This window comes from Streptomyces durbertensis, from assembly GCF_014156695.1.
Taxonomy (GTDB): Bacteria; Actinomycetota; Actinomycetes; order Streptomycetales; family Streptomycetaceae; genus Streptomyces; species Streptomyces durbertensis.
In genome coordinates this window covers 1-19,462 of the sequence record NZ_WMLF01000053.1, presented here as the reverse complement: position 1 = coordinate 19,462, position 19,462 = coordinate 1, and the positions used below count along the sequence as shown (strand labels likewise).

General features: G+C 74.0%; 19 protein-coding genes. 16 read left to right on the top strand and 3 right to left on the bottom strand.

From position 1 onward, the window contains the following. A partial coding sequence (locus GL263_RS06000; protein WP_182854527.1) for a hypothetical protein occupies nt 1–898 on the top strand: 898 nt, incomplete at its 5' end. Nucleotides 899–926: 28 nt separating this feature from the next. Here GL263_RS06000 and GL263_RS05995 read toward each other — a convergent pair. Beyond that, nucleotides 927–2,072 carry an NADH-quinone oxidoreductase subunit D gene (locus tag GL263_RS05995; protein WP_182854526.1) on the bottom strand — a complete coding sequence of 382 codons (1,146 nt, stop codon included), beginning with the start codon at nt 2,070–2,072 and terminating at the stop codon, nt 927–929. A 104-nt stretch (nt 2,073–2,176) separates the two neighbouring features. Here GL263_RS05995 and GL263_RS05990 point away from each other — a divergent pair, with 104 nt between their 5' ends. After that, the gene (locus GL263_RS05990; protein WP_182854525.1) at nt 2,177–2,734 is read left to right on the top strand and encodes a PH domain-containing protein; all 558 of its coding nucleotides are present in this window, start codon (nt 2,177–2,179) and stop codon (nt 2,732–2,734) included. A 5-nt stretch (nt 2,735–2,739) separates the two neighbouring features. After that, the gene (locus GL263_RS05985) at nt 2,740–4,221 is read left to right on the top strand and encodes a PH domain-containing protein (protein ID WP_182854524.1); all 1,482 of its coding nucleotides are present in this window, start codon (nt 2,740–2,742) and stop codon (nt 4,219–4,221) included. A gap of 362 nt (nt 4,222–4,583) precedes the next feature. Here the strand turns inward: GL263_RS05985 and GL263_RS05980 are convergent, their stop codons facing one another. Beyond that, complete coding sequence (locus GL263_RS05980; RefSeq protein WP_182854522.1) at nt 4,584–5,588, bottom strand: SAM-dependent methyltransferase; 1,005 nt, start codon at nt 5,586–5,588, stop codon at nt 4,584–4,586. A gap of 172 nt (nt 5,589–5,760) precedes the next feature. Between GL263_RS05980 and GL263_RS05975 the strand changes: the two genes are divergently transcribed. Both GL263_RS05975 and GL263_RS05970 read left to right on the top strand, forming a co-directional pair. Next, nucleotides 5,761–6,966: a sensor histidine kinase gene (locus tag GL263_RS05975; RefSeq protein ID WP_182854521.1), complete on the top strand. Its 1,206-nt coding sequence runs from the start codon at nt 5,761–5,763 to the stop codon at nt 6,964–6,966. A gap of 118 nt (nt 6,967–7,084) precedes the next feature. Next, nucleotides 7,085–7,765: a response regulator gene (locus GL263_RS05970; RefSeq protein ID WP_182854520.1), complete on the top strand. Its 681-nt coding sequence runs from the start codon at nt 7,085–7,087 to the stop codon at nt 7,763–7,765. A 26-nt stretch (nt 7,766–7,791) separates the two neighbouring features. Here GL263_RS05970 and GL263_RS05965 read toward each other — a convergent pair whose 3' ends face one another. Beyond that, nucleotides 7,792–8,898 carry a DUF5937 family protein gene (locus tag GL263_RS05965; protein WP_182854519.1) on the bottom strand — a complete coding sequence of 369 codons (1,107 nt, stop codon included), beginning with the start codon at nt 8,896–8,898 and terminating at the stop codon, nt 7,792–7,794. 620 nt (nt 8,899–9,518) lie between these two features. Here GL263_RS05965 and GL263_RS05960 point away from each other — a divergent pair. The 11 genes from GL263_RS05960 (at nt 9,519) to GL263_RS05910 (ending at nt 19,086) form a co-directional block, all read left to right on the top strand. Further along, nucleotides 9,519–10,400 (top strand): S1 family peptidase, encoded by an 882-nt coding sequence (locus GL263_RS05960; protein ID WP_182854518.1) that lies wholly within the window; start codon nt 9,519–9,521, stop codon nt 10,398–10,400. 340 nt (nt 10,401–10,740) lie between these two features. Continuing rightward, the gene (locus tag GL263_RS05955; protein ID WP_182854517.1) at nt 10,741–11,664 is read left to right on the top strand and encodes a Rossmann-like and DUF2520 domain-containing protein; all 924 of its coding nucleotides are present in this window, start codon (nt 10,741–10,743) and stop codon (nt 11,662–11,664) included. Next, nucleotides 11,661–12,557: a pantoate--beta-alanine ligase gene (panC, locus tag GL263_RS05950; protein ID WP_182854516.1), complete on the top strand. Its 897-nt coding sequence runs from the start codon at nt 11,661–11,663 to the stop codon at nt 12,555–12,557. Before GL263_RS05955 ends, panC begins: the two co-directional genes overlap by 4 nt. Continuing rightward, entirely contained in the window at nt 12,554–14,377 is a 1,824-nt protein-coding gene (locus GL263_RS05945; protein WP_182854515.1) for an L-aspartate oxidase, read from the top strand. Before panC ends, GL263_RS05945 begins: the two co-directional genes overlap by 4 nt. Further along, nucleotides 14,374–15,417 carry a carboxylating nicotinate-nucleotide diphosphorylase gene (gene nadC / locus GL263_RS05940; protein ID WP_438947921.1) on the top strand — a complete coding sequence of 348 codons (1,044 nt, stop codon included), beginning with the start codon at nt 14,374–14,376 and terminating at the stop codon, nt 15,415–15,417. Before GL263_RS05945 ends, nadC begins: the two co-directional genes overlap by 4 nt. Before the next feature lie 2 nt (nt 15,418–15,419). Further along, entirely contained in the window at nt 15,420–16,226 is an 807-nt protein-coding gene (locus GL263_RS05935) for a type III pantothenate kinase (protein WP_143648735.1), read from the top strand. A gap of 109 nt (nt 16,227–16,335) precedes the next feature. Next, nucleotides 16,336–17,082: a hypothetical protein gene (locus GL263_RS05930; RefSeq protein WP_182854514.1), complete on the top strand. Its 747-nt coding sequence runs from the start codon at nt 16,336–16,338 to the stop codon at nt 17,080–17,082. A gap of 112 nt (nt 17,083–17,194) precedes the next feature. Next, nucleotides 17,195–17,449 carry a hypothetical protein gene (locus GL263_RS05925; RefSeq protein ID WP_182854529.1) on the top strand — a complete coding sequence of 85 codons (255 nt, stop codon included), beginning with the start codon at nt 17,195–17,197 and terminating at the stop codon, nt 17,447–17,449. Nucleotides 17,450–17,547: 98 nt separating this feature from the next. Further along, the gene (locus tag GL263_RS05920) at nt 17,548–17,958 is read left to right on the top strand and encodes a BlaI/MecI/CopY family transcriptional regulator (protein ID WP_182854513.1); all 411 of its coding nucleotides are present in this window, start codon (nt 17,548–17,550) and stop codon (nt 17,956–17,958) included. 28 nt (nt 17,959–17,986) lie between these two features. Then, on the top strand, nt 17,987–18,505 hold the full coding sequence (locus GL263_RS05915) for an amino-acid N-acetyltransferase (protein ID WP_182854512.1): 519 nt from the start codon (nt 17,987–17,989) through the stop codon (nt 18,503–18,505). Between the two features lie 239 nt (nt 18,506–18,744). Beyond that, nucleotides 18,745–19,086: a histone-like nucleoid-structuring protein Lsr2 gene (locus GL263_RS05910; RefSeq protein ID WP_182854511.1), complete on the top strand. Its 342-nt coding sequence runs from the start codon at nt 18,745–18,747 to the stop codon at nt 19,084–19,086. Nucleotides 19,087–19,462: the final 376 nt, after the last annotated feature.

Sequence of the window (19,462 nt, the reverse complement as noted above, 5' to 3'; positions counted from 1 at the left end):
GCCCAGAGGACGTCACCGTCAAGCGCCGCCGCTGCACAAGCTGCTGGTGCCGTCATCGGTCGCCGGCTTCGCGTTGCTGTGCGCCGGCGGCAGCCTGCTGATGGGCGATGCCGGGCTGCTGCGGGGAGCCGTGTTCGGCGCGGCGGCCGCCGCGGTGGCCGGGGCCGTGCTGATGCGGGCCTGGGACCGAGACGCGGGCAAGCGGGTCGGCGAGGTGAAGGCGGCGCAGGCGAGTGCCGCGTGGCAGGCCGACGAGCGTCAGGCGGAGCTCGAGGCGGACATCGAGGAGGCCCGGGAGCTGCGCGGCAAGCTGGAGAAGCTGCTGCGGGCGAAGCGGGCGGAGTTGACGAAGCTGCGGACCGAGCACGCTGCGCTGCTGCGGCGGTACGCGACGGCGGAGACCGAGCGGGCGAGCGCGCTGGAGGGTCGTCGGCAGTTGGCGATCGCCGCTTCCGAGCCGGTGAAGGAGCTGGCGGCGGACGCCGCCGACCACCGGCAGCCGTCGGGCGCGCCGACCCGGCTGACCTACCTCCGGGCCGACGAGGCGTTGAGCAACCTGCGGCGGTACGCCTACCAGCAGGAGCGGCGCCGGCAGGTGGAGGCGGCTGCCGGTGACGGGTCGGAGAAGCCTGACGACGGCTTCGACTACTTCGGGCCCGGGCGTCCGGAGGCGGGCCCGCAGGAGGACGTGGAGCCGGAGGCGGTGGCGGAGTCCGCTGAGGGGGCGGAGGCCGGCGGAGAGCTGCGCGGGTTGCCGGGGCAGCGGTCGCGGCGGGTGCGGCCCGCCGTGGGGAAGGTCGTCGACCTCGCGGAGGGCGAGGCCGGGCAGGACGACTCGGCGGACGGCGACGGCGACGAGGGCGGCGGCGCGGCCGACCTGCGGCGCGCCGTTTCCTGAGGGCGGTGCGCCCGGGGTCGTGGGCCCGCTACTTGTCGATGTCGCCGACGACAAAGAAGAACGAGCCGAGGATGGCGACCATGTCGGCGACCAGCGTGCCCGGCAACAGTTCCGTGAGCGCCTGGATGTTGTTGAACGAGGCGGAGCGCAGCTTCAGCCGGTACGGGGTCTTCTCGCCCTTGGAGACGAGGTAGTAGCCGTTGAGGCCGAGCGGGTTCTCCGTCCAGGCGTAGGTGGCGCCCTCGGGGGCCTTGAGGACCTTGGGGAGGCGCTGGTTGACCGGGCCCGGCGGCAGCTCGGCGAGCCGGTCGAGGCAGGCGTCGGCGAGGTCGAGAGAGTTGCGGGTCTGCTCCAGCAGCACCTCGAAGCGGGCGAGGCAGTCGCCGGCGGTGCGGGTGCTGACGGTGAGGGTGTCGGCCAGTTCGCCGTAGGCGAGGTACGGCTCGTCGCGGCGCAGGTCGAAGTCGACGCCGGAGGCGCGGGCGATGGGCCCGCTCACGCCGTAGGCGTGCACGGTCGCGGGGGAGAGGACGCCGACGTCGCGGGTGCGGACGCGGAAGATCTCGTTGCCGAGGACGAGGTCGTCGAAGATCGTCATGCGGGAGCGGAGTGCGGCGACGGCGGAGCGGGCGCGTCCGGTCCAGCCGGCCGGCAGGTCCTCCTTGAGGCCGCCGACGCGGTTGAACATGTAGTGCATCCGGCCGCCGGACAGTTCCTCCATGACGTGCTGGAGGTCCTCCCGCTCGCGGAAGGAGTGGAAGATCGGCGTGATGCCGCCGAGCTCCAGGGGGTAGGAGCCGAGGAACATGAGGTGGTTGAGCACCCGGTTCAGCTCGGCGAGCAGGGTGCGGAGCCACACCGCGCGTTCGGGCACCTCCATGCCCAGCATGCGTTCGACGGCGAGGACGACGCCCAGTTCGTTGGAGAACGCCGACAGCCAGTCGTGGCGGTTGGCGAGGACGATGATCTGCCGGTAGTCACGGGCCTCGAAGAGCTTCTCGGCGCCGCGGTGCATGTAGCCGACCACGGGTTCGGCGGCGCTGATGCGCTCGCCGTCGAGCACCAGTCGCAGCCGCAGCACGCCGTGCGTGGAGGGGTGCTGCGGTCCGATGTTCAGCACCATGTCCGTGCTGGACATGGCGGCGCCTCCGATGCCGACCGTCGTCTCCGTCATGGCGCATAGTCTGACAGCTCCGCCCGCGATCTCCCCCGTGGGAGGTTTGAGGGATCGTTCTTTGGGCCGATACACGGGTCCTCACCTGCGCCTACGCTGGCCGTATGGAGACGGGGAGTGAGGGAGTGCCCACGGAGCGAGCGCCGGGGGTGGAGGCGCCGCCGGGCGGCGGGCCTTCGCCTGCCGCGCCGGCGCGTGACGACGTGGAGTGGCGCGGGGTCGAGCGGGCGCTGCTGCGGATGCGGCGCACGGTGCTGCTGCTGACCGTGCCGCCGATCCTGTTGGCGCAGACGGTGCTGCTGTGGGTGCTGGTGGGGCCGGTGTGGACGGTGCTGATGGTGCCGCTGGTGGCGGTCACCGTCTTCGGCTGGTTCGCGCTGGGCCGGAACTGGCGCTCCTGGCGGTACGCCGAGCGCGCCGACGACCTGCTGATCAGCCGGGGGGTGTTGTGGCGGGAGATGACGGTGGTGCCGTACGGGCGGATGCAGCTGGTGGAGGTCACGTCGGGGCCGCTGGAGCGGCGGTACGGGCTGGCCAGGTTGCAGCTCCACACGGCGGCGGCCGCGACGGACGCCGCGATTCCGGGCCTGGTGCCGGAGGAGGCCGAGCGGCTCCGGGACCGGCTGACGGAGCTGGGCGAGGCCCGGTCGGCGGGGCTGTGAGCGGCATGCCGGAGAGGCAGGAGAGGCCGGAGGGGCCGGAGAGGTCTGAGACGCCGGAGACGCCTGAGGACTCGGAGCGGCCGGAGCACCGGGGCTGGCGGCGGGACCACCCGCCCGGCGGTACCGGGCCCGCCGGCTCCGGGGAGCCGGCCGCCGCCCGGGGCCTGGCGCGGCTGCTGCCCGCGCGGCCGGAGGGCCGCCGGCTGCATCCGGTCACGCCGTGGCGCCGCACGTGGGCGCCGATCGCCGCGCTCGCCGTGTTCGCCGTGCAGGACTTCAACCGGGCCAGGGAGTGGTTCACCCAGCTCACCCTCGGCTGGCTGCTGGTGGCGTTCCTGCTGCTGTTGCCGGCCGCCGCCGCGTACGGCTTCCTGTCGTGGTGGGTGACGAGTTACCAGGTCACCAACACCGAGCTGCGCATCCGCACCGGGCTGCTGTTCCGCCGGGTGGCGCACATCCGGCTGGACCGCCTCCAGGCGGTGGACGTCACGCGTCCGCTGCTGGCCCGGGCGGTCGGCGTGGCGAAGCTCAAGCTGGACGTGGTCGGTACGAACGACAAGGACGAGCTGGCGTTCGTCGGGGAGGCGGACGCCGTCGCGCTGCGGGCGGAGCTGCTCGCGCGGGCGGCCGGCATAGCCCCCGAGGCGGCGCCCAGCGCCGGTGAGGCGCCGGAGCGGGAGCTGGTGCGGGTGCCGCCGAGCCGGCTGACGGTGGCGCTGCTGCTGATGGGCACGGGCTGGGGCTTCCTGCTTGCGACGATCTTCGTACCGGTGCTGATCTACTCGTGGACCGGCAGCGTGGGCGCGGCGATCGCCACCGGTGTGCCGATGCTCGGCGGGGCGTGGGTCGCCACGCTGGGCCGGTACCTGACCGAGTACGACTGGAAGGTCGCCGAGTCGCCGGACGGGCTGCGGCTGGACCACGGCCTGCTGAACCGGGAGCACGCGACGGTCCCGCCGGGCCGGGTGCAGTCGGTGCGGATCGTCGAGCCGCTGCTGTGGCGGCGGCTGGACTGGGTGCGCGTGGAGCTGGAGGTCGCGGGCTCGGACATCGGGAACTCGGTGCTGCTCCCGGTGGCGCCGAGGGGCGTGGCGGCCGGGGTGCTGGCCAGGGTCCTGCCGGGCGTCGACCTGGACGAGGCGGCGCGGGTGGCGCGGCCGGTGCCGCGCCGCGCCCGCTGGGCGGTCCCCGTCTGGTGGCAGGGGTACGGGCACGGAGTGACGGACGCGGTGTTCGCGACGCGGCGCGGGCTGCTGCGGCGGGAGCTGACGCTGGTGCCGCACGCGAAGGTGCAGAGCGTGCGGCTGACCCAGGGCCCGTGGGAGCGGCGGCTGCGGTTGGCGGACGTGCTGGTGGACCACGGCGCCAACGGCACGGCGTCCGCCCGGCTGCGGGACGTCGACGAGGCGTACGCGATCGTCGACGCCCAGGCCGACCGGTCCCGGACGGGCCGCCGGACCGCCCGCCCGGACCGCTGGCTGACGTGACCGACCCCCGGGGGTCGGCAGACCTTCCGCGTCACCCGGAGCATGGTTTGCCCGCGCACCCGGTCTGGTCCGGTCCGCCCGGTGCTGTGCCGTGCCGGGAGTGGCGCGGGACTGCCCGCCCGTCCCCGGCGCGGACGTCCGATGCTCGCCGGCTTGCGGCGGACCCCCCGACGGACCCGGCCGGCGGAGCCGTCGCGTCGTCGGAGCCCCGGTCGGATCGGCCGGTCCGACGGAGGCGCGGACGCGGCGACCAGCGGGCGGGTACGTCGTCGGGCGCGCGACGCGGTTGACCGGCGCCCGGCGCCTCAACCGGCACCCGCCACGCCCCGACCGGCGCGTGGGAGGTGCCGGCCAGACGCCGGCTACGGCGGCGTCAGCAGGTCGTGGTCGTGGAGGCGGCCTCGGGGGCAGAGCAGCCAGGTGTGGGCGCCGAGGCCGGCCGGGTCGAGCAGTTCGGCGGCCTCTCCGGCGTGGCTGAGGGCGCGGAGGTAGCCGGCGGGGTCGCGCAGGGCGAGTTCCTGCGTCGGCCGTCGGCCGTCGACGCCGAGCGCCCGCAGCGCGTCGCGCTGGCTGCGCGGCGTCCCGCCGCCGGCGTGGGCGGCGCACGCGTCGAGTGCGACGTGCGCGGTCAGGTCGCAGGAGCCGTCCGGGACGGGCCGGACGGTGCGCCCGTCGCGGTAGGCGGTGAGGGTGCCGAACAGCGGCCGGTCGGCCCTGGTGTGCGCGTAGTCCACGGCGACGGCGAGTCCGTCGGTGACGGTCCGGACGGCGTCGTGCCAGGCGGTGTCCCTGGGCAGGCCGATCTCGGCGCGCAGTCCCGGTTCGGGCTGGTCCTCCAGGGGCCACCAGCGGCGCAGCCACGCCAGGTCCTCGCCCGTGACGGGTTCGCCGAGCCGCTCGGCGCCGTCGGAGGCGCGGACGAGTACGTGCCGCCAGGCGCCGTCGCCGTCGGTCTCGGCGACCTCGCAGGGCACGTTGTCCAGCCACTCGTTGGCGAACAGCAGCCCGGTGACCCGCCGGGGCGGCTCGGCGGTCCACTCGATGCGGTGATCAAGACCCGGTGGGCGGGCGGCGCGTTCGACGGCGACGGGCCGCAGCCGCTCGACGAGCCCGGCGGGTGTGGCGGCCAGCACGCCGGTGAGCAGTTCGCCGCGCCCGGCGCCGACGTCCACGAACGCCAGTTCCGGTGGGCCGCCCAGCGCGGTGTCCACGCGCCGCAGCAGTTCGGCCACGGCCGCCGCGTACCGGGGCGAGGCGTGCACGGAGGTGCGGAAGTGCGAGGCGGGCGCCTCCCGCACGAAGAAGCCGTCAGGTCCGTACAGGGCGCGCTCGGTGGCGGCCCGCCACCCGTTCCAGTCGTCTGTCACGCGTTCACGTTAGAAGGAGCGGCGGCCGGGCGGAGCGGCGGTTCCGGTCGTCAGGGGGTGGACCGCGCCGGCCCGGGGGAGGCGGCATCCACCTTGCGGAGTAGCTGAGGCGTCGGCGGATCGACCGGCGGGCTGACCCGGGAGGCCGTCGGGCCTGCCTACGCTGGGTGACGTGAACCGGCTCTATGAGTTCCTGCGCAGGCATCCCACGTGGGTCGACGGCTCCTGGGCCGCCGTCCTGGTGCTGCTCAGCCTGCCCTACCTGCTGGCCGGTCCCCACCATTTTGTCGGCGGCGGCCCGATGCGGGACGTGGCCGGGGTGCTGGTGATGGTCTGTCTCGCCCTGGTGATGGCGCTGCGCCGACGTGTGCCGGAGCGGATGCTGGTCCTGGCGACCGTCGCGGGCCTCCTCCAGGTCGCCACCGGCGTCTTTGTGATGCCGATGAACCTCGCGATGCTGGTCATCGTCTACACGGTCGCCGCGCGCACGGTGGTGTGGGCGTCCCGGTTCGCGCTGGTCGGGGTGGTGGTGGGTCCGGCGCTCGCGGTCGCGCGCTGGTCGGAGGCGAACGACACCGTCACGCTTGTCGTGGAGTTCCTGTTCTACCTGCTCTCCCTGGGCTTCGCCTGGGTGCTCGGCGACTCGCTGCGGACGCGCCGCGCCTACTACGCGGAGCTGGAGGAACGGGCGGCCCGGCTGGAGCGGGAGCGGGAGGCGCAGTCCCAGGCGACGGTCGCCGCCGAACGCGCCCGCATCGCCCGAGAGCTCCACGACGTCGTGGCCCACAACGTGTCGGTGATGGTGGTGCAGGCCGACGGCGCCGCGTACGTGCTGGACACCGCGCCCGACCAGACGCGGCAGGCGCTGGAGACGATCTCCAGCACCGGCAGGCAGGCGCTGACGGAGATGCGCCGGCTGCTGGGCGTGCTGCGCAGCGGCGAGGGCGGCGGCGGGGAGTACGTGCCGCAGCCCGGCGTCGAGCAGCTCAACGACCTGGTCGAGCAGGTCAGGGGCACCGGCCTGCCGGTGGACTTCCGCATCGAGGGCAGGCCGCGTCCGCTGCCGAGCGGGGTGGAGTTGACGGCGTACCGGATCGTTCAGGAGGCGCTGACCAACACCCGCAAGCACGGCGGCCCGCACGCCGGCGCCACCGTCCGGCTCACCTACGGGGACGACGCGTTGACGCTGCTGGCCGAGGACGACGGGCGCGGCGCGCCGGACGAGGTGCACAGCCGTGGCGGCGCCGACGGGCTCGGTCACGGGCTGATCGGCATGCGGGAGCGCATCGGCATGGTCGGTGGCAGCCTGGAGGCCGGGCCGCGCACCGGCGGCGGTTTCCGCGTCCGCGCCGAACTGCCCTTCAGGGGCGCCGGATGAGGCCGCTCGAACCGTCCGCCCCCCGTCGAGCTTTCCCGTCCACCACGTCCCTTCGCGGGCACAGCCCGAACCGCCGTGGCCCGAACCGCCACCCGAGACACAACAGGAGCCCGTTGAAATGACCGTGCGTGTCATGCTCGTCGACGACCAGGTCCTCCTCCGCACCGGCTTCCGCATGGTGCTCGCCGCCCAGCCGGACATGGAGGTCGTGGCGGAGGCGGGTGACGGCGCCGAGGCGCTGGAGATCCTGCGGGCCACCGCCGTGGACGTCGTGCTGATGGACATCCGGATGCCGAACGTGGACGGGGTGGAGGCGACGCGGCGGATCTGCGAGCTCGGCCAGGGCGGCCCCGGTGATCCGAAGGTGCTGATACTGACCACCTTCGACCTGGACGAGTACGCGTTCGCCGCCCTCAAGGCCGGCGCCAGCGGCTTCCTGCTGAAGGACGTGCCGCCGGCCGAACTGCTCGCGGCGATCCGCGCGGTGGACAGCGGCGACGCCGTGGTCGCACCGTCGACGACCAAGCGGCTCATCGACCAGTTCTCGCCGATGCTGCCGTCCGGGGCGCCGGAGCCGCAGGCGAAGGAGCTCCAGCGGCTGACCGAACGGGAGCGCGAGGTGCTGGTGCTGATCGCGCAGGGGCTGTCGAACGGGGAGATCGCGAAGAAGCTGGTGCTGTCGGAGGCGACGGTCAAGACGCACGTGGGCCGCATCCTCACCAAGCTGGAGGTCCGCGACCGCGTGCAGGCCGTGGTCCTCGCCTACGAGACGGGACTTGTCCGCGCCGGCGGCTCGTGACGGCGGGGGCCCCGGGTGCCGCGTGGTCAGCGGAGGATCGCCTCCAGCAGGTCGCTGCCGAGGCGGGCGACCACGGGGACGTCCATCCGGTGCTGCACGTAGCGGCCCTGGCGGCGGGTGCTCAGCAGCCCGGCCTGGCGCAGCACCTTGAGGTGGCGGGAGACCTCCGGGGCGCTGACGCCCAGCGCGCCGGCCAGCTCGCCGGTGGTGTACGGGGCGCGGGCCAGGTGGCGGCACAGCCGCATCCGCAGCGGGTGGGCCAGCGCCTCCAGCCGCCGTTCCATGATCGCGACGGAGTGCGGCCCGGGGCGCATCTCGGGGGCGGCGACCGGGTACTCGATCACCGGCCGCCAGCCGGGGGCGTGCAGCACCAGCAGGTGCGGCCAGCCGAAGGTGGTGGGGACGAGGGTGACGCCCGGCTCGGCGCCGGCGTTCGCGTCGGTCCGGCCGTCGGAGAGCTTGTCGACGAGGACGCGGGTCCTTGCGCCGGTCTGGTCCAGCGTCACGGCGGGGGAGACGGCGGCGAGCGCGTCGGCGAGTCCGTGGCGCTGGAGGAGTTCGGTCTTGTGGCGCGCGTCGGCGGCGAGTTGGGGCTGGACGCGCTGCCAGGTGTCGGCGAAGAACGCCTGGTCGCAGTCCTCGAAGAGGCGGCGTATCCATCTGCGCACGGTGGGCGGGTCGGTGAGCAGGTGGAGGGCGAATTCGAGCTGCCTGGGGCCTCTTGCGGCGGCCCGGTCCAGGGCGCGTTCGCGGGCGGCGGGGTCGACGAGCGGGGAGGGGCCCTCGCCGCAGTAGTCGGCGGAGCAGTTGATCTCCAGCGCGGCCTGGACGAAGCGTTCGTCGTCCATGGTGTCGAGGGTGTCGAGGTCCTCGGCGAGCGTGGCGCCGGGGCGGGCGCCGGTCGGCAGCATGATGTCCGACCGGGTGGAGCGCCACAGGAAGTCGGCCTCCGCGAGGCGGCCGGCGAGGTCCGGCTTGAGCTGGGCGGTTGTGGTGGTGGCCCACGCGTGCAGCCCGGGGTGGTGCGCCGGCTCGGAGAGCACGTGGAGGGCGGCCCCCAGCTCAGCGAGCGGTGAGGGCGCGAAGACGACGCGCTCGGCGGGGAGTCCGGTGATGTCGATGGCCACGCTCATGACGGACATCGTGCCGGTCGGCCGGGCGGTCCGGCACCTCGTTTGACGGCCTCCGTCAATCGGCGTGCCGGCGGGGGCCGGCCGGGTGCAGCGTGAACGCCATGAGTCTTCACGCCGAGTACTTTCTTGCCCTGCACCGTCTCGCCGAGCGCCGGGACCCTGCCGCGCCCGTTCCCGGAAGCGACGAGTGGTTGATTCCTGAAGAACTCCGGTACGCCTACCGGGAGGCGTACCGGGAATCCCGTCGGCGGAATTCCGGGAGGCGTCCGCCGGCGGTGGGGCGGCCGCTGCGGAGCCGGTGGTTCCGCCGGTGGCGCACCGGCCGCCTGGTCCAGGCCAACCGCCGTGCCTGCAAGGCCTGATGCGGGGTGACGAGTTCGGCCCGTGGGGCAACCCCGCGGGCCGTCCCCGCGTCTGTCCGGTCAGCGTGGGGTCCGCCCGGTAAAACCTGGGAATTGGCCGTGCGCGGCCTTTCCATGCCGTGCGGAAAAGGCGGTTTGACGGCTCTCGGTAAACGCTTCTAATGTGCCGACGACCGTTTCCGGCGCAATTCCTGACGATTCGTCAGGGCTGTTTGACGTGCCCGGAAGAGATCTCAGCGAGAAGAGAGCCACCCCCTCATGTCATTCCGTTTCACCACCAAGGCCGGGAAGCGTCTGGCCGCCGGCGGGCTGGCGTCCGTCGCCGCCCTGTCGCTCGTCGCGGCCACCGCGCCGTCCGCGCACGCGATCATCGGCGGGACCGAGGTGTCGAACGACGCCTACCCGTTCATGGCCGGCGTGCTCTACAAGGGCAAGGGCAGCGCGCTCAAGCGGCAGTTCTGCGGCGGCAGCCTCGTCGACCCGTACGTCGTGATGACCGCCGCGCACTGCGTGGAGGGCGAGAAAGCCAAGGACCTCCAGGTCGTCGTCGGCCGGACCGTGCTGTCCGCCAAGCAGGGGCAGATACGCGACGTGCGGAAGCCGGCCGGCAAGGGCGACGCCGGCGGCATCGTCATCCACCCGCGCTACACCAAGGGCAACGACGCCTACGACGTGGCCTTCCTGGAACTGGCCAAGCCGGTCAAGGGCATCACCCCGATCAAGATGCCCACCCAGGGCACCGACGCGCTCATCCGGCCCGGCCAGAAGGCCGTGGTCACAGGTTGGGGCAACACCGACACCGAGCTGCCCAACACCCCGGACCGGCTGCGCCAGGTGCGGGTGCCGATCCTGTCGCACAGCGAGTGCAAGGTGAGCTACAAGGAGTACAACAACCGGGTCAACTTCTGCGCCGGCGTCGAGGGCAAGGACTCCTGCCAGGGCGACAGCGGCGGCCCGATCTTCCGCAACGTGCCGGGCCGGAAGGCGCCGATCCAGATCGGTGTCGTCTCCTACGGCGACGGCTGCGGCGGCCAGGGCGCGCCCGGCGTCTACGTCTCCACCAGCTCCGACCGGCTGTGGAAGACGCTCGGCGAGTCGCCGGAGGGGAAGCGACTCAAGAAGTCGCTGAACCGCCGCTGAGAGCGGCCCGCGCAGCGGGCCTGCGGACCGTACGCCCCCGGAGTGCCGCTGTGGCGCCGGGGGCGTGCGGTGTGGCGGCCGCGGCCGAGTTCCGCGACACCGCCGAGAAAAACGCGTGCTGGGCACGTGGGGGTGGGTGGTCGGGGGCTTTTTCGACGGCGTCGCTCCACTCGTCCGCTCGTTCCGCCGCCGGGCGCACGTGCCGGCGGTGGTCGAGAGGACCTCGGCAGGGAAGGTGGTCGGAACGCGGGCTGGCGGGCGCGGCCCGCGGGCGGCGCGTAGCATGGCCGCGATCGTCCGGTACCGAGACCACGCGGACTGGAACGGAAGGCACAGCTCAGTGAACGATCCACAGTCCCCGGGCCCGGCGCGCGCGGCCGACCGGCCCGCGCGCCTGGCCGTCGGCGTGGTGGGGGCCGGCCGGGTCGGCCCCGCGCTGGCCGCCGCCCTCGCGCTCGCCGGCCACCGCCCGGTCGCCGCCTCCGGCGTCTCCGACGCCTCCCGCCGCCGCGCCGCCGAACTGCTGCCCGGCGTGCCGCTGGTCGAGCCCGCCGAGGTGCTGGCCCGCGCCGAACTGGTGCTGCTGACGGTGCCGGACGACGCCCTGCCCGGCCTGGTCGCCGGCCTCGCCGAGACCGGCGCGGTACGTCCGGGACAGCTCGTCGCGCACACGTCGGGACGGTACGGCGTCGGTGTGCTGGAACCCGCGTTGCGGGTCGGCGCGCTGCCACTCGCGCTGCACCCCGCGATGACCTTCACCGGCACCACGGTGGACGTGCAGCGGCTGGCCGGGTGCTCGTTCGGCGTGACCGCGCCCGAGGAGCTGCGGCTGGCCGCGCAGGCGCTGGTCATCGAGATGGGCGGCGAGCCGGAGTGGATCGCCGAGGAGGCCCGCCCGCTCTACCACGCGGCGCTGGCGCTCGGCGCGAACCACCTGGTCACCCTCGTCGCCCAGTCGAGCGAACTGCTGAAGCAGGCCGGGGTGCGGGCCCCCGACCGGATGCTGGGCCCGCTGCTCGGCGCCGCCCTGGACAACGCCCTGCGGTCCGGGGACGCCGCGCTGACCGGACCGGTCGCGCGCGGCGACGCCGGGACCGTCGCCGCGCACATCGCCGAACTCCGCGCGCACGCCCCCGGCATGGTCGCCGGCTATCTCGCGATGGCCCGGGCCACCGCCGACCGGGCGCTGGCCCACGGACTGCTCAAGCCGGAACTGGCCGAGGACCTGCTCGGGGTCCTCTCGGACGGGGAGCCCACCCGATGAACCAGCCCACGCCCCGCCCGGCCGCGCCGCAGGACGGCCCCGCGCTGCTGCACACCGCCGCCGGACTCCGCGCCTGGCCGCACGCCGGCCGCCGGGCCGTGGTGATGACGATGGGCGCTCTGCACGAGGGCCACGCCCGGCTGGTCCGCCGGGCCCGGGAACTGGTCGGCCCGAGCGGCCAGGTGGTGGTGACCGTCTTTGTGAACCCGCTCCAGTTCGGCGCGGGTGAGGACCTGGACCGCTACCCGCGGACCCTGGACGCCGACGTGGTGAAGGCCGCCGAGGCGGGCGCGGACGTGGTCTTCGCGCCGGCGGTCGACGAGGTCTACCCCGGCGGCGAGCCGCTGGTGCGGATCGGCGCCGGCCCGATGGGGGAGCGGCTGGAGGGCGCCCACCGGCCAGGGCACTTCGACGGCGTGCTGACCGTCGTCGCCAAGCTGCTCCACCTGACCGAGCCGGACCTGGCCCTGTACGGGGAGAAGGACGCGCAGCAGCTCGCCCTGATCACCCGCATGGCGCGGGACCTGGACTTCCCCGTCGAGATCGTCGGCGTGCCGACCGTGCGGGAGCCGGACGGGCTGGCGCTGTCCAGCCGGAACGTCTACCTGTCGGACGAGGAGCGCGGCCGGGCGCTGGTGCTCTCCCGCGCGCTGCTCACCGCCGCCGAGCGTGCGGAGGAGGGCGCCGGGCCCGCCGAGGTGCTGGACGCCGCGCGCCGGGTGCTGGCCGGGGCGTCGGGCGTCGACCTGGACTACCTGGCGCTGGTCGACCCCGTGGACTTCGCCGACGTGGGGGGAAGCCACCGGGGTCCGGCCGTGCTGGCGCTCGCCGCCCGGGTCGGGACCACCCGGCTCATCGACAACGTACGACTCGATCTCGGGAGCCCGGCATGACCGGTCCGCAGGACTACGCCTCGGAGACGGGCGCCTTCCCGGCGGTGCGGCTCGCCGCGCCCGAGCCGAGCTGGGCGATCGAGGCGGACGTCGCCGTCGTCGGCTCCGGCGTCGCCGGGCTGACCGCCGCGCTGCGCTGCGCCACCGCCGGCCTGCGGGTGGTCATCGTCACCAAGGCGCTGCTGGACGCCGGCTCCACCCGCTGGGCGCAGGGCGGCATCGCCGCCGCGCTCGGCGAGGGCGACAGCCCCGAGCAGCACCTGGCGGACACCCTGGTCGCCGGCGCCGGACTGTGCGACGGGACCGCCGTGCGGCTGCTGGTGGAGGACGGCCCGGACGCGGTGCGCCGCCTGATCGACACCGGCGCCGTCTTCGACACCGAGCCGGCCACCGGACGCATCGAGCTCACGAGGGAGGGCGGCCACCACCGGCGCCGCATCGCGCACGCCGGCGGCGACGCCACGGGAGCCGAGATATCGCGTGCGCTGGTCGCGGCCGTGCAGGAGGTCCGGGCGTCCGGCACCCCGGGCGGTGGGTCGATAGAGACGGTCGAGCACGCCCTGGTGCTCGACCTGCTGAAGGACGCGGCCGGACACACCGCCGGAGTCTCCCTGCACGTCATGGGCGAGGGGCAGCACGACGGGGTGGGCGCCGTGCACGCGCCCGCCGTCGTCCTGGCCACAGGCGGCATGGGCCAGGTCTTCTCCGCCACCACCAACCCGGCCGTCTCCACCGGCGACGGCGTCGCGCTCGCCCTGCGCGCCGGCGCGGAGGTCAGCGACCTGGAGTTCGTCCAGTTCCACCCGACCGTGCTGTACCTCGGGCCGGGCGCCGAGGGGCAGCAGCCGCTGATCTCCGAGGCGGTACGCGGCGAGGGCGCCCACCTCGTCGACGCCGACGGGGTGCGCTTCATGGTCGGCCGGCACGAGCTGGCCGAGCTGGCGCCGCGCGACATCGTCGCCAAGGGCATCACCCGCCGCTGCCAGGAGCAGGGCGTGGAGCACATGTACCTGGACGCCCGGCACTTCGGCGCCCGCATGTGGGCCGAACGCTTCCCCACGATCCTCGCCGCCTGCCGCGCGCACGGCATCGACCCGGTCACCGAACCGATCCCGGTGGCGCCCGCCGCGCACTACGCCTCCGGCGGCGTCCGCACCGACCTGGCCGGCCGGACCACCGTGCCCGGCCTGTACGCGTGCGGCGAGGTCGCCTGCACGGGCGTGCACGGCGCCAACCGGCTCGCGTCGAACTCGCTGCTGGAGGGCCTGGTCTTCGCCGAGCGCATCGCGGACTCGGTGGTGGACGCGGCCGCCTCCGCCGACCGCCCCGGGCCGCCGGTGACCGGTGGACGCGAGCTGCCGCTGCCGCCCGCCGAGACGCGCCGCGCGGTGCAGCGCGTCATGACGCGCGGCGCCGGGGTGCTGCGCTCGGCGGAGAGCCTGGCCGCGGCGGCCGCCGAGCTGGCCGCCCTGGACCCGGCGGGGAGCGCCGCCGCCCGGCCCGTGAAGCCGGCCGAGCCCGGCACCGAGACGTGGGAGGCCGCCAACCTGCGGCTGGTCGCCGCCGTGCTGGTCGCCGCGGCGCGCCGCCGCGCCGAGACCCGGGGCTGCCACTGGCGGGAGGACCACCCGGATTCCGACGACGCGCGCTGGCGCCGGCATCTGGTCGTTACGCTCGACCCCGGCGACCCGCGCGCCCTGACCGTGCGCACGACGGACGGCACCGGCTTCCCGCCGGTCGCCGCCCCCGAGGCGCTCGCCGCCGAGGACGCCGCAGACCACCCCGCACAGCCCGCCGCAGAACCCGAGGAGACGCCGTGACCAGCCCCGACGAGCGCGCCCAGCGCCCCGACGACACAGGGCGGCGGCCGGCCGGACCGTCACTCGACCTGGCGGACGCGCCGCAGGAGGCCGGCGGCTGCGGCGACGGCTGCGGCTGCGCGGGCGGCGAGGCCGCAGACGGCGTCGAGTGCGGCCTGGACCCGGAGCTGGCCCGACTGCTCGCCGACGCCGGCCTGGACCCGGTGCAGGTGGAGGACATCGCCTATCTCGCGCTGTCGGAGGACCTGGAGGAGGGCCTGGGCGACGTCACGACCGTGGCGACCATCGCCGAGGACGCTGTCGCGGTCGGCGACTTCACCGCCCGGCAGGCCGGCACGGTCGCCGGGCTGCGCGTCGCCGAGGCGGTGCTGTCGGTGGTGTGCACCGAGGACTTCGAGGTCGAGCGGCACGTCGAGGACGGCGAGCGCGTCGAGCCCGGGCAGAAGCTGCTCACCGTCCGCACCCGCACCCGCGACCTGCTGACCGGCGAACGCAGCGCGCTCAACCTGCTGTGCCACCTCTCCGGCATCGCCACCGCCACCCGCGCCTGGGCCGACGCCCTCGCCGGCACCGGCGCCAGGGTCCGCGACACCCGCAAGACGACGCCGGGCCTGCGCGCCCTGGAGAAGTACGCCGTCCGCTGCGGCGGCGGCGTCAACCACCGCATGTCGCTGTCCGACGCGGCGCTGGTGAAGGACAACCACGTCGTCGCCGCCGGCGGGGTCGCCGCCGCGTTCAAGGCGGTCCGGGAGGCGTTCCCGAACCTGCCGGTGGAGGTCGAGGTGGACCGTCTCGACCAGCTCGAACCGGTGCTCGCCGAGGGCGCCGACCTGATCCTGCTGGACAACTTCACGCCCGAGGAGACCGCCGCCGCCGTGGCGCTGGTCGCGGGCCGCGCCCGCCTGGAGTCCTCCGGCGGGCTGAGCCTGGAGCGCGCCGTCGAGTACGCCCGCACCGGTGTCGACTACCTCGCCGTCGGCGGCCTCACCCACTCCTCGCCGATCCTCGACATCGGTCTGGACCTGAGGGAAGGCGCCTGACGATGCTCCTCACCATCGACGTCGGCAACACGCACACCGTCCTCGGCCTCTTCGACGGCGACGACATCGTCGAGCACTGGCGCATCTCCACCGACGCCCGCCGCACCGCCGACGAACTGGCCGTCCTGCTCCAGGGCCTGATGGGCATGCACCCGCTGCTCGGCATGGAGCTGGGCGACGGGATCGACGGCATCGCGATCTGCTCCACCGTGCCGTCCGTGCTGCACGAGCTGCGCGAGGTCACCCGGCGGTACTACGGCGACATCCCCGCCGTGCTCGTCGAACCGGGTGTGAAGACGGGCGTGCCGATCCTCATGGACAACCCCAAGGAGGTCGGCGCGGACCGCATCGTCAACGCCGTCGCCGCGAACGAGCTGTACGGCGGGCCGAGCATCGTCGTCGACTTCGGCACGGCCACCACCTTCGACGCGATCTCCGAGCGCGGGGAGTACGCGGGCGGTGTCATCGCGCCCGGCATCGAGATCTCCGTCGAGGCGCTGGGCGTGCGCGGCGCGCAGCTGCGGAAGATCGAACTGGCCAAGCCGCGCGGTGTCATCGGCAAGAACACCGTGGAGGCCATGCAGTCCGGCATCCTGTACGGCTTCGCCGGGCAGGTCGACGGCGTCGTCAACCGCATGGCGCGCGAGCTGGTCGGCCCGGACGGCGACCCGGACGACGTGACCGTCATCGCCACGGGCGGGCTGAGCCCGATGGTGCTCGGCGAGTCCACGGTGATCGACGAGCACGAGCCCTGGCTGACACTCATCGGCCTGCGTCTGGTCTACGAGCGCAACGCCTCCCGCCTGTAACCCGCCCGCGGTACCTCCGCACTCCCGCACCCCGGTCCGACGGCTCGTCCGGACCGGGGTGCGCGCGTTGTTCAGGGCATTTCGTCCGATTAGCGCTTATCGTCACACTATGCCCACTCCACATGGTTCCCGAGGCGGAATGGCCTTCAGTGCCGACGAGCTGCGTGTACTCCGGCGCGCGCTGGCCAACGCCGCTCAGCCCACGCTCGTTTCGGACCATGAGGTCCGCGCCTGTCTGCGGCTCGCCCGAGCCGTGGACGAGACGGCCGCCGAGGCCGACAGGGCGCGCGCCTTCCTCCTCGCCGACCTGGAGCGGTACCGCGCCGCCCTGCCCGGCTCCGCGGCCGGCTATCTCACGCAGCTCCAGGAGGCCCTGACCTCGGGGTACGTCCCCACCGACGAGGACCTGAGCGCGCTGCGCGGCCTCTGCGCCGAACGCACCGGCCCGTACGAGGCCGCCCGCCGGGCGATGCTGCTCGTCCGCGCCGCGCTGCCGGGCGTCCGGGGGCCGCTGCTGCTCCTGCCCGGCGGCCTGCCGGACGGCCCGTCCGGCGGCCTCTCCGGCCTGCCCGCGTCCCGCCCCGGTGGCCGTCCCGAGGTCCGCCCCGGCCGGCTGCCGGAGGCCCGTCCCGGCGGCCGGCCGATGACGGCGGCCCCGACCTGCGCCGACGAGAACAAGCCGCGCCCCGAACCGAAGCCCCCCGCACGGCCCCGGCCCGCGTCACCGGCCAAGCCGAGCCGGCCCGGCCCCGACCCGGCCAGGCCGGTGCCCACGCCCGCGGAGGTCTTCCCGCCGCGCCGCCGCCCCGCGCCGCCCCCGGCGCAGGACGTCCTGCCGGCCGCCCTGCTCGCCTGAGCGACCGAGCCGGGGCGCCTCTTCCGGTCACGGTCCCGGCCGGTTCCCGGCTCGTTTCCGCCCCCGACCGCCGCCCCCGGCGCCGGGGGCGGAGCGGTCTGTCCTACTCTGGGTGCCGACGTGGCCCGCCGACGTGTGGCGGGCCGACGCGCACCAGGACGCGCCCCAGCCGCGCACCGAGGAGGCCAGCAGCATGGAGTACATCGCCGCACTCACCCCGTCCGCGGTGATGGCCGTCGCCTTCACCGCGCTCATCGTGACGATCGTCAAGAGCCAGGGCGGCCCGAACAAGTCCAAGGAGGACGCGGCGGTGGACGCCGCGTTCGCCGCCAGGGAGGCCGCGCGGCGCGAGGCCAACCGCGCCTGACCCGCGCGGTGGACCGCAGGCCGGTGGGAGTGGACTCCCACCGGCCTTTCACGCGTCGCGCGGGCCCCGCGGCCGTCCCCGCGCCTACAATTCGTGACGTGCCGCGACCACTGGGTGATCTCGAAGACGCCGTCATGACACGGGTGTGGGAGTGGAACCGTCCGGTCACCGTGCGCGAAGTGCTGGAGGATCTGCGAGAAGAACGGCAGATCGCGTACACGACCGTCATGACGGTATTGGACAACCTTCACCAGAAGGGCTGGTTGCGCCGTGAGCAGGAAGGTCGCGCCTATCGTTATGAGGCGGTGTCCACCCGCGCCGCGTACTCGGCCGCGCTGATGAACGAGGCGTGGTCGGCGAGCGACAACCCCGCCGCCGCCCTGGTGGCGTTCTTCGGGATGATGTCGCCGGAACAGACGAAAGCGTTGCGCGACGCCCTGCGCGTTGTCGGCCTCAATGCGGTGCAAGGAGCCGGCGAGCAGGACCGGCCGGACGGCGTGGAACCCTGACGGCCCCGACAGGCGATAGCGTTCGCTCATGCCTGATGCCATAACAGCGGTCACGGTCCGGCGGGCCCGCACCGGCGATGTGCGTGCGGTTCGGCGGCTCCTCGACATCTACACGTCGGACCGTATCCTGCTGGACAAAGCCACCGTCACGCTTTACGAGGACATCCAGGAGTTCTGGGTGGCCGAGAGCGACCACGACGGGGAAGTCGTCGGCTGCGGCGCACTGCACGTGATGTGGGAGGACCTGGCAGAGGTCCGCACACTCGCCGTCGACCCGGCGCTCAGGGGCGCGGGAGTGGGCCACCGGCTCCTGGAGAAGCTGGTGCAGACCGCGCGCTGGCTGGGAGTGCGACGCGTTTTCTGCCTCACCTTCGAGGTGGACTTCTTCGCCAGGCACGGCTTCGCCGAGATCGGTGAAGCCCCGGTCGACGGTGATGTCTACAGCGAGCTGCTGCGTTCCTATGACGAGGGTGTCGCCGAGTTCCTGGGTCTCGAACGGGTGAAGCCGAACACCCTTGGCAACAGCCGGATGCTTCTGCATCTCTGAACACCTCTCCGCGAACGGGTCTCCGTGCTCGGGGCGGTGTCTCCGCGTCACGGTGATGTCACGCGGCAGGTCTTTTTGTCCGAAAGGTCCTGCCGAGTCGTGTCGAGAGCGGAGCAAACCTGCCGGAGGGTTTGTGTTTCCGGGGAAAAAGCGGTTTGCTGGCGTCGTCAAAATCGTTAATCGGTTATGTCTGCCCTGCCATCCAGTCCAGGGCGGCGGCAGTGAATGGGAGTAAGCCGGTGGCACAGAAGGTCCAGGTCCTTCTCGTAGACGACCTCGACGGCGGCGAAGCCGACGAGACGGTGACGTTCGCGCTGGACGGCAAGTCCTATGAGATCGACCTCAACGCTGAGAACGCGGGCAAGCTGCGCGACGCCCTCGCGGAGTTCGTGAAGGCCGGTCGCCGTACCGGTCGCGGCTCCGGTGGCCGAGCGAAGGCCGCGCGTTCCACGACCGCTTCGAGCAGCAGCGCGGAAACGCCCAAGATTCGCGCGTGGGCGAAGGAGAACGGCTACGAGGTCAATGAGCGCGGCCGGGTTCCCACCACCATCCGTGAGGCTTACAAGAAGGCCAACCCCTGACGTTCGACCTCGTCGGACGCCGCTGAAGGCGCGCCGAAGGTGTGTGGAAGTCGCGCTCACGAAGCACTGAAGGCGCACTGAGGACGCACTGAAGACGCAGTCGGTACGCGCCTCGGGCGCGGCAGGACGTGGGAAGACGCCGGGAAGACGCGGGAAATCGCTCGGGTGCGCGAAGCATCCGGCTCTCGGGGCCCGGGTGCGCGCATTCGGCCCCGGGGCGTGAATTCGACGCCGGTACCGGAACGGGACGGCCCCGCGCGGCGACCGTCCCGGCCGGGCCGGCCCGCCGCCCGCTCCGGCGGGCCCGGGTCCGGGATTCCGGACCGGGGCCGGGAGTGCCGGCCGGGAGCGGCCGGCCGGGGGCGACCGGGAGGGC

Excerpts from the sequence above, each read along its gene's own strand:
- GL263_RS05930 (WP_182854514.1), top strand. The coding sequence starts at position 16,336 with ATGCCCACTCCACATGGTTCCCGAGGCGGAATGGCCTTCAGTGCCGAC.
- GL263_RS05915 (WP_182854512.1), top strand. The coding sequence starts at position 17,987 with ATGCCTGATGCCATAACAGCGGTCACGGTCCGGCGGGCCCGCACCGGC.
- GL263_RS05990 (WP_182854525.1), top strand. The coding sequence starts at position 2,177 with ATGGAGACGGGGAGTGAGGGAGTGCCCACGGAGCGAGCGCCGGGGGTG.
- GL263_RS05945 (WP_182854515.1), top strand. The coding sequence starts at position 12,554 with ATGACCGGTCCGCAGGACTACGCCTCGGAGACGGGCGCCTTCCCGGCG.
- GL263_RS05935 (WP_143648735.1), top strand. The coding sequence starts at position 15,420 with ATGCTCCTCACCATCGACGTCGGCAACACGCACACCGTCCTCGGCCTC.
- GL263_RS05985 (WP_182854524.1), top strand. The coding sequence starts at position 2,740 with ATGCCGGAGAGGCAGGAGAGGCCGGAGGGGCCGGAGAGGTCTGAGACG.
- GL263_RS05965 (WP_182854519.1), bottom strand. The coding sequence starts at position 8,898 with ATGAGCGTGGCCATCGACATCACCGGACTCCCCGCCGAGCGCGTCGTC.
- GL263_RS05995 (WP_182854526.1), bottom strand. The coding sequence starts at position 2,072 with ATGACGGAGACGACGGTCGGCATCGGAGGCGCCGCCATGTCCAGCACG.
- panC (WP_182854516.1), top strand. The coding sequence starts at position 11,661 with ATGAACCAGCCCACGCCCCGCCCGGCCGCGCCGCAGGACGGCCCCGCG.
- GL263_RS05970 (WP_182854520.1), top strand. The coding sequence starts at position 7,085 with ATGACCGTGCGTGTCATGCTCGTCGACGACCAGGTCCTCCTCCGCACC.
- GL263_RS05960 (WP_182854518.1), top strand. The coding sequence starts at position 9,519 with ATGTCATTCCGTTTCACCACCAAGGCCGGGAAGCGTCTGGCCGCCGGC.